The following is a 13,423-nucleotide window of genomic DNA, read 5'->3' as shown; positions in this document are numbered from 1 at the left end:
AAATTTCAACCTTTCTCCCTCATGGCCGTATCACATGAAATTCATGTGATGCGGCTTTTTTATATACGATGGTCAATATTTTCAACAACTACTTCAAAAATTTCAACCTTTCTCTCTTATGACGGTCATGTAGAATTAAAACCAAGAAAGCACTTTCAACTACTTTTGTAAGGGATTGCAATAGGAGGAGGGAATATACGAAAAGATACATTATCCCATAATTTTTAACCCTCCAATAAATCGTTTGCTGGTAACAGGGAGAGAAGTCGTTAAATTTTATTAGGAGAGAGAAGGGGATTATATGACAAATATGAAGAAAAAGATTACCATACCTAGAGCCGTTGGTTATGGGTTAACGGACATAATGGGTGGGGGTGCTTTCACCGTTATTGCCGCTTGGTTAATGTATTACTATACAACATTTGTGGGTTTAACTCCTGTTGAAGGTGCCTCCATTATTGCTATTGCTCGTATCGTGGATGCTGTAGTGAGCTTATCTATCGGCAGTATCACGGATAACTTCTATAAATTTAAATTGGGAAGAAAGTTTGGCAGACGCCGTTTCTTTCTATTAATTGGTTCACCGTTAATGGTCACATATGTGTTGCTATGGTTTACAGGAATGAATTATTGGTACTATCTTTTAAGCTATTTGTTATTTGAAATCGTTATGGCTTTAGTATTAATTCCTTGGGAAACGCTGCCATCCGAAATGACAAAGGATTTTAATGAAAGAACGAAATTATCCACAGCAAGAATGTTTATGTCTGGTACAGGTGTATTTTTAGCCACGTTTGTTCCTGCACGTTTAATCGCTTACTTTGGTGAAGATAATGCGTATGCTTATTTTATCAATGCTGTATTTTTTGCCATACTTTTTGCGATTTGTATCTTTATCTCGTATAAAGTAACGTGGGAAAACAAGCTTACACCTGAGGAAGAAAGAGAATTTATCGCACAATCGGGCAAATCTAAAAGTTTTGGTGAAACACTTAGTGCGATTGGATCTGTTTTAAAGGAATATTGGACTACCTTGAAAATAAAAAGCTTTCGTAAACATTTAGCGATCTATTTATTATCCTTCACTGCTAAAGACGTATTTAATGCTGTTTTTGTTTATTTCTGTGTGTTTGCTCTAAGTATTTCATCATCACTTGCTGCAGACTTGCTCTCACTCAGTATAATTGGAGTGCCTATTATGCTGGTAGCTGGATTCTTAATGATAAAAGTAGGCCCTGGTAATTTGTATAAAATCTCCTATTCCGTAATGCTTATCTGTTTGGGAGCGTTTTATGTAGTCTATTTAACAAAGCCTGATTCAATGGTCGTCATGCTGTTTGTGATTGCTGCTTTTTATCAAGTTGGCAGAGCAATTTTAGACTTTACACCGTGGAATGTATTCCCTTTCATTCCGGATATTGATGAGATTGTAACGAGACAAAGACGAGAGGGATTATTTGCAGCAGTTATGACATTCGCCAGAAAAACGTCTGTTGCATTGGCAACTATGGTTGTGGGACTTGTACTACAATGGGGCGGTTTTGTTGCAGGAGAAAAAACACAGACGATAGAGGCAGTTCATACCATCGTCTATACTATGGTCATTGGCGCTTCAGTACTTCTTGTTGCAGCATTACTAGTTGTTTTCTCTTTTAAATTAAATAAACAAACTCATAAAATATTAGTCGATGAAATTGAAAGATTAAAAAATAATGGTTCAAAGCTTAAAGTGGATCCAAAAACAAAAGAAGTTGTTGAAAATCTTACTGGGTTTAAGTATGAGGATATCTGGAAGGATAGTAATAATGAAAGTAAAATAAAATCTGCTTGAGTAAGTCACTCTCTAGAAAGCGTAAGGTGAAAAAATTATGTCAATTCGTGAAAAATACATGTTCAAGTTTATTAATGAAGACAATAATTGTTTAGCTTTTAAATTAAATCATAGTGATATTATTGCTAGAGTATTTGTTTTAGAAAATGATATTGTGCGTGTTTTGATGACAGAGGGTGAAAAGCTATCGCTGTCACAAACTTGGTTAGTGGCACCGGGGATGGATGACGTCCCGATGGAAGGTAGAGACCGTTTGGATCTTAGTCCATTTAGTTTGCCAGCCTATGTTTCGTACGAAAAAGAAGAAGTATTTTTTATTGAAACATCCGCATTAAAAGTTGAAATTAATCTAAATGGATTCAATATACATTGGTATTATAAGGATTCCGAAACATCAGATTATATTCATTTTATGAATGACCGAAAAACACAAGCCTATAATTTTGATGGGTCATTAGGTGAAGGAATATTCCATTATATCGAGAGAACGAGAGAAGAAAGCTATTACGGTTTAGGGGAAAAGGCGGGCGAAACCGACCGCTATGGTAAGCGCTATCGTATGATGAATGTTGATCCAATGGGTTACGATGCCCAATATACCGACCCATTGTACAAACATATCCCGTTTTATATCACCCGAAAAGATAAGACAAATATTTCATTTGGATTATTTTACGATAATATGTCAAAAGCAGTATTTGATATGGGAAATGAGATGGATAATTATCATGGCTGGTATCGCTATTTCCAATCAGATGCCGGAGATTTAGATTACTATATCATTGCTGGTCCTGAAGTAAAGGATGTTGTAAAAAGATACACTTGGTTAACCGGAAAACCGATTTTCCAGCCAAAATGGAGCCTTGGCTATTCGGGATCTACGATGACGTATACAGATTTACCGAAATCCCAAGAAAGATTAAATGAATTCCTGCAATTATGTGAGGAACATGATATTATTTGTGATTCGTTCCAATTATCATCAGGGTATACGTCTATTGGGGATAAACGTTATGTATTTAACTGGAATAGAGATAAGTTTCCAGACCCTAAAGGGTTCACAGAAGGATATCATGAAAAGAAAGTGCATCTTTGTGCGAACATCAAGCCTTGCTTGTTAAAAGACCACCCATTATTCGAAGAATTAGAAGATAAAGGGATGTTTATTAAATCGGAAGATGGCAAAACGCCTGAAATGGCACAATTTTGGGATGAAGTAGGAGCCTATTTGGATTTTACAAATAAAGACACATATGTATGGTGGAAAAAGAAGGTAACTGAAGCATTACTGGAATATGGTATTGATTCTACATGGAATGATAACAATGAATTTGAAATCTGGACGAAAAATGTACGAAGCAATGGATTTGGGCAAGAGGTAAATTTTGAACTTGTACGTGCCTTACAGCCATTATTAATGATGAAAGCTTCCTATGAAGCACAAAAGGAATTTTCACCAGAAGTAAGACCCTATTTAATATCTCGTTCCGGTAGTCCAGGGATGCAGCGATATGTTCAAACATGGACAGGTGATAATTATACGAGCTGGAAAACCGTAAAATACAACATTAAAATGGCCATTGGTTTAAGCTTATCAGGAGTGTATAATATCGGTCATGATATTGGCGGATTTTCCGGTCCTGCTCCGTCACCGGAATTATTTGTCCGTTGGGTGCAAAATGGAATTTTCTATCCTAGGTTTACGATTCATTCATGGAATGACGACCAAACGGTCAATGTTCCTTGGATGTATGAAGAAACAGCGGACCAAATAAAAGATTTAATTAAGTTTAGACACAGATTAACCCCATATTTGTATACTTTGTTATACAATGCTCACGATCAATATGAGCCTATCATTAAACCAACATTCTACGAGTTTGGTCATGATAAAAAGACATTTGAAGAATGTGATGATTTTATGTTAGGTGATTCAATTCTAGTGACATCTGTGGTAGAAGAAGGAGCTACTGAGCGAACAGTCTATTTACCAGAGTACGATGGAGGGTGGTACGATTATCATACATCAACCTGGTATAAAAGTGGACAAACTGTAACCATACCTGCACCATTAACGTATGCACCGTTCCTTGTAAAAGAAGGCAGTATCATTCCAGTGAATGATGCAGACTGTTCATTTCTAACAAAAACAAACGATGAACGGGGATTTGAGTTGTTCCCTCACCAACAAACAGGTACATCAGATTATGTATTGTACGAGGATGACGGTATCTCTTCAAATTATCAAGAAAATCATACTAAACTTCATGTTCACATGAAAACAACAAGTGATCGATTGGAAGTGTCTTTACAAAAAGAAGGGGTCTTCGAGTTGTCATATAAGCAAATTACATTCCATTTGCCAAAAGGTGAAAAGCGAGAGCTAGTGGTGAACGGACAGCCTTTACAACAAACAGATGATGGAAGTTTTGTTTATCATCTATAAAATGTAAAGGGTTTTATCCCTGATATAGACCCTATAGTTTAGATATACATAATAAGTCTAACTATAGGGTATTTTTTATATAATGATTTAGTGGTGTTTTAAGTATTTCACATCCCGAATAAGGTACGATCATAGAAGGGGCAATATCATCCTATGAAAGAATCATTGAAAAAGATTTCTATTTTTTTTATAACATCGATTATATTATTGACAATATCAGCCTGTGCTTACAATCCAAGTCCAAAAGATTCAATCGGATCAGAAAATGCAAAGAAAGTTACCTTGGATTTCCTTTGGTTTAGTGACGGTGTAGAGGGAAAGGTAATGAAAGAGATTATCAAGGATTATCAAGCAAAAAATCAAAATGTTGAAATTAAATTAATAGAAGTGGCTTATCAAGATTTAGATAAAAAATTAAAAAGAATGATTGCAGGTGGGGAACCTCCAGCATTAGCGAGAATAACAGATACTGGGAATTTTGCTGATTTTGCATTAGATCTTACACCATATGTTGGGGGAGAGGAAGAATTTACTTCACAATTCCTGCCCGCAGTTAAACCTTATTATGTAAAAGATAATAAAATTATTGCAACACCTATGGATGTTACTGCAAACTGCATTATTTATAACAAAACATTGTTTGTTAAAGCAGGAGTGCAAGTTCCACAAACCCCTGACGAAGTTTGGAACTGGGATGAATTTGTTGATGCTCTTAATACGGTAAAAGAAAAAGGCGGAGCAAAATACGGGCTGTTAGTTGATTTTACACCTCGAAGATATTCTACTTTAGTTTATCAATTTGGCGGAAGCCTCATGACAGAAGATGGTTCTGAACCAGCCATCAATAATGAAAAAGGCGTAGCAGCATTAAATTATTTTATCAAACTTCATAAAGACGGGATAATTCCTGAATCTGTTTGGTTAGGCGTGGAAGATCCAATTAAACTTTTCCGCTCAGGACAGGCTGTTGCTCACTTAGCCGGTAACTGGATGTTAAGCAACTATAGTGATATCGAGAACTTTGAGTGGGGGGTAACATATCTTCCTAAAAAAGAGATTCGTTCTTCTGTACCAGGAGGAAAATATATTATGGGCTTCAAAAATACAGAGGTAGAAGGCGAAACAGTTGATTTTATTAAATATTTAGCATCAAAGGAAGTCAATGCTAAATTCAATCAAGAGTCTCTTCTGTTAAGTTCTAGATTAGATAACAATGAATTAAACTACGAGTTTGGTAAAGATATGTTTAAAATATTTTCAAATGAGCTAGAAAATACTCCAGTTATTGCAGCGGAAGATTGGCGAAATCAAGAGGTCATCTCCCAGGTTTCCTCTGTTATGAGCGACTCCATCGTAAAAGCTCTAAATGGGGAAGTATCCTCACAAGAAGCAATGGATGCAGTGGCAGAAAAAATTAAAGAAGCGATTGAGGGAGGTTCACATTAATCAGAGTGAAAAGAGTAATGTGGTGCCTTCTGCCCTTCAATCATCAAACCATTCTGCAGTTCTTGAATATGAAAGGTATAAACTTATTCCAAAAACAAAGAAACGTAGGCAGGACGCTGATATTGCGGGGCTCCATTATGACCTATAAAATAATAAGAACAGAGATGAAAGGATTAACGTTATGAACCAGAAAATCATCCCTGCCTCTTCTAATATGAAGGAATTCGAATCCTTTTTGAGAAGTCCTTACGAGATTGGTGTATTTTTAGATATGCATATTGCTCAGTTAAAACATATTAATAGTATGGCTAAGGAAAAAGGGAAGAAAATGATTTACCATGTGGACTTAATCCACGGCATAAAAAATGATGATTATGCCACAGAGTATATTTGTCAGGAATTCAAGCCGTACGGCTTAATCTCAACTAAATCTAGTGTGATTCAAAAGGCAAAGCAAAAAGGTGTAATTGCTGTACAAAGAATTTTCCTAATCGATAGCCATGCTCTTGAAAAAAGCTATAAATTAATAGCAAAAACCCAGCCCGATTATATTGAAGTCCTGCCTGGGGCGATGCCGAAGATTATTGCGGAAGTTAAGGAGATTGTAGGAACACCCATCCTGGCTGGGGGGTTAATTCGGAATTCAGAAGATGTAGATGCGGCACTAATGGCAGGAGCTACAGCCATCACCACTTCAAAACGAGAGTTATGGGAGGGTTTTTTAAAACATTAAACAACATACTCATGTTAAAAAAGTTGTTTACATCGTTTTAGTAGAATCGTATACTTTCCTCAGGCAAGTTAACATTATGTGACGGAGAGTAGGAGATTCACGCAGAGACCCCTTTTGTGGGTTAATTCTGTTTAGTGAATCTCTTTTTTTGTATCCAATGATATTTTTGGAAGATGGTATTTTGGGAGGAAATTAATAGTGGAAAAATACATTTTATCTCTAGACCAGGGGACAACTAGTTCCCGTGCAATTATTTTTAATAAAAATGGGGAGATTGTTCATTCTGCGCAAAAGGAAATCACGCAATACTTTCCAAAGCCAGGCTGGGTCGAACACAATCCTAATGAAATTTGGGGTTCCATTCTTTCAGTTGTTGCTGAAAGTTTATCAGAATCCGAAATTAAACCTGAACAAATTGCAGGTATAGGGATTACAAACCAGCGCGAAACAGCTATAGTTTGGGACAAAGAAACAGGCAATCCAGTTTATAATGCCATTGTTTGGCAATCAAGACAAACAAGTGAGATTTGTGAGGAGTTGAAAGAAAAAGGATATAATGACCTATTTCGTAACAAAACTGGACTGTTAATTGATCCTTACTTTTCAGGAACAAAGGTAAAATGGATCCTCGATCATGTAGAAGGGGCACGTGAAAAAGCGGATCAAGGAAAATTATTATTTGGTACTGTTGATACTTGGCTGGTTTGGAAACTATCCGGAGGCCGTGCACATGTAACCGATTATTCTAACGCTTCACGAACCTTAATGTTCAACATCTATGAATTAAAGTGGGATGATGAATTATTGGAAATTTTAGATGTGCCTAAATCCATGCTGCCCGAGGTTAGACCATCATCAGAAATCTATGGAAAAACGGTTGATTATCACTTTTTTGGGAACGAGATTCCAATATCAGGGGTTGCCGGCGACCAGCAGGCTGCATTGTTCGGACAAGCGTGCTTTGACGAAGGAATGGCCAAAAACACCTATGGTACCGGCTGCTTTATGTTAAAGAATACGGGTGAGAAAGCTGTGCGCTCAGGGCATGGATTATTAACCACTATAGCATGGGGGCTGAATGGAAAAGTAGAATACGCACTTGAGGGAAGTATTTTTGTCGCGGGTTCTGCGATTCAGTGGCTTCGTGATGGGCTAAGAATGTTTAAAGATGCAAAGGACAGTGAAGCATATGCAGCAAAAGTCGATTCCAACGACGGCGTCTATTTGGTCCCAGCGTTTGTAGGCTTAGGAACTCCTTATTGGGATAGTGATGTAAAAGGTGCTGTTTTTGGTTTAACCCGTGGTACAACAAAGGAACATTTAGTTCGCGCTACGTTGGAATCTCTTGCATACCAAACCAAAGATGTATTATCTGCCATGGAAGCTGATTCTGGAATCGAACTAAAAACTCTCCGTGTAGACGGCGGGGCGGTGAAAAATAATTTCCTAATGGAGTTCCAAAGTGATATTTTGGATGTTCCAGTAGAAAGACCCGTTGTAAATGAAACTACCGCACTTGGAGCAGCATATTTAGCAGGACTTGCTGTTGGCTTCTGGGAAAGCCAGGAGGAAATTGCCAAGCAATGGGCGGTTGACCGAACGATTTTACCAAAGATGTCTAATGAAAATCGGAATAGATTATATGACGGTTGGAAAAAAGCAGTGAAAGCAACAATGGCTTTTAAATAATTATTTTCAATTTCAATACTTAATGTTATACTAAAGGCAAGTTAATACATGGCAGGAGAAGTCGGAGAGACCACAAAAACATTATCAATATGATAATGTCTTTTGTGGTCTCTTTTTATTTCATCTGAAAAAAATTAATTATATTCTACAAGCAGGAGGAGTACATTATGCAATTTTCAAACCTAAATCGGACTGAATTTGTTAACAAATTTAAAACAGAAATTTTTGATGTGTTAGTAATAGGCGGAGGAATTACCGGAGCAGGTATTGCCCTTGATGGACAAACCCGAGGAATGAATACGGCCCTAGTTGAAATGCAAGACTTCGCGGCTGGGACCTCAAGCAGGTCGACTAAATTAGTTCACGGCGGACTTAGATATCTAAAACAATTTGAAGTTAAAATGGTGGCAGAGGTTGGAAAAGAAAGGGCGATTGTTTACGAAAATGGCCCGCATGTGACAACGCCTGAATGGATGTTATTACCACTTCATATGGGTGGTACATTTGGTAAATTTAGCACATCCATTGGTCTACGTGTATACGATTTCTTAGCTGGTGTTAAAAAGTCGGAACGGAGAAAAATGCTAACCTCACAGTCTACTTTAGAAAAAGAGCCGCTTATAAAAAAATCTGGCTTAAAGGGTGGCGGTTTTTATGTTGAATATCGTACAGATGATGCAAGGCTGACCATTGAGGTTATGAAAGCGGCGGTGGAAAAAGGGGCAATTGCTTGTAATTATACAAAAGTATCAAAGCTTCTTTATAAAAATGGTAAGGTAATGGGTGCCTTGGTCCAAGATCAATTAACAGGAGAGATGTATGAAATACATGCCAAAAAGATTGTTAATGCTTCCGGACCATGGGTGGATCAAATCCGTGAAATGGACAAATCCAAAAAAGGGAAAGTCCTTCAGCTTTCAAAAGGTGTTCACTTAGTGATTGACCAATCCCGTTTTCCTTTGAAACAAGCCGTCTATTTTGACACACCTGACGGCCGGATGGTGTTTGCCATCCCTCGTGATGGAAAAGTCTATGTCGGAACAACAGATACCTTCTATAATGAAGACGCCGTAAATCCTTCTATGACAGAAAGTGATCGTAGTTATATCTTAAATGCGATCAATTATATGTTCCCTGAAGTGAAAATAAGTGAAAAAGATGTTGAATCGAGCTGGGCTGGTGTACGACCGCTTATTTACGAGGAAGGAAAGAATGCATCGGAAATTTCTCGAAAAGATGAGATTTGGGAATCGAATTCAGGGTTAATTACCATTGCTGGAGGTAAATTAACAGGCTACCGAAAAATGGCTGAAATGGTGGTTAATTTACTGTCTGCAAAATTAAAATCAGAAGAGGGGAGAAGTTTTAAATCGTGTCAAACGAAGTATCTCCCAATATCAGGTGGAGATGTTGGAGGTTCAAAACAATATCCTTCTTTTATTACTGCAGCAGTTAAAAGAGGTATGGAAATAGGTCTTACCAAAGAAGAGGCCGAAACATTAGTGAAAATATATGGATCCAATAGTAACACAGTGTTTGAATTGTTGAAAAATAATATGTCTGTTGCAAAAAAATATCAATTACCTACTGTGTTATTTGCAAAATTACTTTATGGCATTGAACATGAAATGATTGCTACACCTATAGATTTCTTAAACCGCCGAACAGGTGCCATTTTATTTGATATACAAACCGTAAAAAAATGGAATAAGCAAGTAATTGCTTATTTAGCTGATAGGTTAAATTGGTCTGTTGAGGAGAAAAACAAATATTCATCTTCGGTAGATGAGGCATTAGAAGCTGCAGTCATTCCTGTAGACCAACCAAAATCTTACCAAAAAGCTGCAAATGGTCATTAACTTGAATAGTAGGGTGAACTTTATGGAAATTGGTGTAGGTTCTTATCTAAAGAAGATAAATAAAAGTTTGATATTAAGTAAGATTATTAAGCATGGGCCGATCTCGAGGTCAGATTTAGCGAATATAACAAAATTAACAAAGGCAACCATTTCTTCACAGGTAGCAGATCTTTTAGAGGAAGAGTTAATCATCGAATCCCATATAGAGAATAACAGTGTTGGAAGAAAGCCGATTATGCTTTCTCTTCGGCCAGATGCCGGTTATGCATTAGGAATTGATCTTGATTATCGAGATATTAAATTTACTGTATCTGACCTTTTGGGGAACCCAGTTCATACGGAAAGAGTAGAGTTAGAGAATTCCGACTATGATGAAATTATTTATATCTTAATTAACCAAATTCGTGCATACCAAGAAAAATTTTCTCATAGTCGTTTTGGGATTATTGGTATTGTCATTGGAATACATGGAACAGTAACGAATGACAAAACCATCTCTTTTGTCCCACAGCATAGGTGGTATAACAAGGACTTAAAGGCTGACCTAGAGAAAAATGTAAATATAATAGTTTGTGTTGAAAATAATGCAAATTTATGTGCATTTGCGGAAAACGTATTTAATTTCCATCACTGCACGAACTTAATTAATATAAGTATGTATTCTGGAATAGGTCTAGGATTTTTAATTAACGGAGACTTGGTGAAAGGATATCATGGATTTGCAGGAGAAATGGGTCACATGATTATTCATCCTGATGGAAAACCTTGTAATTGCGGTAAATCGGGTTGTTGGGAATTATACGCTTCTGAAGTGAGCTTCTTTAAACAAATATCCGAGAAACTAGCTAAACCTATATCGACCTACGAGGATATCAAAAATCTTGTTATTGCAAGAAACCCAGCAGTTATTACTGAGATGGATGAGTATATAAAGTATGTATCTATTGGTCTAAATAATATTATTAATTTACTAAATCCTGAGACACTGGTGATAAATAGTGAATTATTAAGACAATTTCCTGAAGCAATGAGTATAATTAAATCAAATATAAAAACTTCAATTAGTAATTATAAGGAAATATTTATATCTGACCTCGGTACAAATGCTTGTGGAATGGGCGCATGTGCTATAGCAATAAAGAATTTTTTACAGATACCTGAGTTAAGTTTGACAATTAAACAAGATGTGTTGTCACAAAGTATATAAAACCCTAAGAAATTTCCTAGGTGGAGACATAAAAATAAAATTATCCGAAGTAACCCTACAGATTTTGCCCTGTTGGGTTACTTTTTTTTATAACACCTCTTTATTGTGAAAATTAACCTCTTTTTATTACATTTCTAATATTTTAGAAGAATTATATAATCAAATCACACCTTGAAATAACTTTATAATACTAACAAATTTTGGATGAGAGAAAGGAGTAGGGTAATGAAAAAAGTTTTAATTCTAGGAATTATGGTTTTCATGGTATGCTCGATCTTTAGCAACAACATGTTTGTATTTGCTTCACAATCATCTGGAGTGGATTACAGTGATTATAAACCCGGCGTAACTATGGAGGCGGATGCTACTTCTCCTACCGGCTATTATGCAACGTTTATTTACGAGGATGAGACTGCAGCAGCAACAAAGGTTGAACTTTATAGCGACACTTTCCATCATTTCACAATCGAAGATGGGTTTACACGGCCATATAAACCGGAGGAGTATAGAGCGGGTATGTTCCCTGCTGGCGGTAATGCTGATACTACATATTATGTATCGATGGAAAAACTGGGAAAAAATTTGTGGGGAGCCAGAGTTCCTCTGTCCAGCGGCGCTTTTGTCTACAATTTCCGCATTACCAATCCGGATGGTACTACAACCGCAAGACTAGATGACCCTAACAATCCGACGCTAATCAATACTGCGACAGGTATTGATAGCTTGTCAAGCATGGTCTATGTTCCGTATAATTCGAAAACAATGGGAACGGGAGAGTGGCTGGATCGCTCTGTAGAGCTTCCGCGTAAAAATAAGAATGGCAAAGTGGAAACCGTAGCCTATACAGGAGCTGCCGGTGATACACGCGGGCTTGCTGTTTACCTGCCTCACGGATACAATGAAAACCGCAAGAAACCATACAAGGTGCTTTACCTGTCACATGGCACTTCTGGCGATAAGTTTGGCAATGAACTGCGTTGGATGAACGAGGGCGCAGTGGCTAATATTACGGATAATCTGATTGCAGATGGAACTACTGAGCCCTTTGTAGTAGTGACCATGAATAATCAGGACTTTGGATGGGATTATGAAAAAATAGAAGAAGACCAGTTTGAGTATATAATGCCTTATATTGAAGCTAACTACAATGTTCATGATACACCTGAGGGTCGCGCTTACGCTGGTTTGTCGGCGGGTGGGATTACCGCCAATCGGATGTATTTCCATCACGCAGATGAATTTGATTATTTTGGTATTTGGAGTTATGCGGTTACGGGAGATGAACTGAAAAATATCGGCACATACAGCAATTTGGACAATCCTTCCGTAATGGTGGGCGCTGGTACTTGGGACTTTGGGCTTAAACCTGTACAAGATTTAGACAATGCACTGACTGAAAAAGGAATCGACCACTCTTATCTTGAGATTCCTGCTGCGCATGACTGGGAAGTTTGGCAGTTGTTTTATGCCGCTTTTGTAGAGGATCACTTGTGGAAGGCTGATAAAGATAAATAGTAGACTGATATAGATAAAGGGAAGCCTAATTGAGATACACGGAATGCAACTTTGATATAAGGTGTATGGACCATTTTGCAAATAAAAATGCAGCCCCACAAGGTTAGTGTGTGTGGGGCTTTTTTAATGGTTTAGCGTACAATTTCAAATACTTTTTCAGGTTTTAAAGTGAACTTGCCCTGGAAGCGGGTACAGCTACTATAATGATATCCATCTTTGAAGTCTATTAGATGAAATGCTTGAAAAAAAAACGGATTGACATCGTTTTCAATTCCTATTATTATAGTAATTAAGTTAATAATATGTGACGGAGAAATGGAGACTCACACGGATTGCCTGATATTTTATTCAGGTCCTTCTGTTGTGGGTCTCTTTTTTTCGTCATACTTGTAAAGGTTTACAGATTTAAAAGGGGAAAAAGATGTCACTTTCATTTGAAATGAATGGAGACGAAGATTTTACATCACGTTTAATGCAGGATTATATGGGGGGTAAATGATTATAGCAAAGTATAAAAAAGCATAAAACTATCTATTAATTTTTCTGAGATTTGAAAAAAATAAATACTTTAAAAAATGAGGGTCAATTGTAATGAGAAAATGGTTATCTTTTGTTACATCCGGGATTTTAGTAGCTGGAATTTTGGGTGGATGCGGCAATGCAGGAAACAATACAGCTGATACAGGCGGAAAGGAAA

8 protein-coding genes are annotated in these 13,423 nt (G+C 37.1%); all 8 read left to right on the top strand.

What is annotated here, in order from left to right; translation table 11 throughout:
- Window positions 1-301: 301 nt before the first annotated feature.
- The 8 genes from ACIQAA_RS15230 to ACIQAA_RS15195 all read left to right on the top strand — a co-directional run bounded on the left by ACIQAA_RS15230 (window position 302) and on the right by ACIQAA_RS15195 (window position 12,726).
- Window positions 302-1,831 carry an MFS transporter gene (locus ACIQAA_RS15230; protein WP_402621040.1) on the top strand — a complete coding sequence of 510 codons (1,530 nt, stop codon included), beginning with the start codon at window positions 302-304 and terminating at the stop codon, window positions 1,829-1,831.
- Window positions 1,832-1,868: 37 nt separating this feature from the next.
- On the top strand, window positions 1,869-4,277 hold the full coding sequence (locus ACIQAA_RS15225) for a TIM-barrel domain-containing protein (RefSeq protein WP_402621038.1): 2,409 nt from the start codon (window positions 1,869-1,871) through the stop codon (window positions 4,275-4,277).
- A 153-nt stretch (window positions 4,278-4,430) separates the two neighbouring features.
- Entirely contained in the window at window positions 4,431-5,723 is a 1,293-nt protein-coding gene (locus ACIQAA_RS15220) for an ABC transporter substrate-binding protein (protein ID WP_402621035.1), read from the top strand.
- Window positions 5,724-5,904: 181 nt separating this feature from the next.
- Window positions 5,905-6,456, top strand: coding sequence for a glycerol-3-phosphate responsive antiterminator (locus ACIQAA_RS15215; protein WP_402621032.1), 552 nt, complete (start codon window positions 5,905-5,907; stop codon window positions 6,454-6,456).
- A gap of 198 nt (window positions 6,457-6,654) precedes the next feature.
- Complete coding sequence (glpK, locus tag ACIQAA_RS15210) at window positions 6,655-8,145, top strand: glycerol kinase GlpK (RefSeq protein ID WP_402621029.1); 1,491 nt, start codon at window positions 6,655-6,657, stop codon at window positions 8,143-8,145.
- A gap of 167 nt (window positions 8,146-8,312) precedes the next feature.
- Window positions 8,313-10,004 carry a glycerol-3-phosphate dehydrogenase/oxidase gene (locus tag ACIQAA_RS15205; RefSeq protein ID WP_402621026.1) on the top strand — a complete coding sequence of 564 codons (1,692 nt, stop codon included), beginning with the start codon at window positions 8,313-8,315 and terminating at the stop codon, window positions 10,002-10,004.
- Between the two features lie 22 nt (window positions 10,005-10,026).
- The gene (locus ACIQAA_RS15200) at window positions 10,027-11,211 is read left to right on the top strand and encodes an ROK family transcriptional regulator (RefSeq protein ID WP_402621023.1); all 1,185 of its coding nucleotides are present in this window, start codon (window positions 10,027-10,029) and stop codon (window positions 11,209-11,211) included.
- Window positions 11,212-11,472: 261 nt separating this feature from the next.
- A complete protein-coding gene (locus ACIQAA_RS15195) occupies window positions 11,473-12,726 on the top strand; it encodes an alpha/beta hydrolase (protein ID WP_402621021.1) in 1,254 nt (417 codons plus the stop codon).
- Window positions 12,727-13,423 lie beyond the last annotated feature (697 nt).

It is taken from the genome of Neobacillus sp. NPDC093182, assembly GCF_044754045.1.
This window is presented reverse-complemented; position numbering and strand designations above follow the sequence as displayed.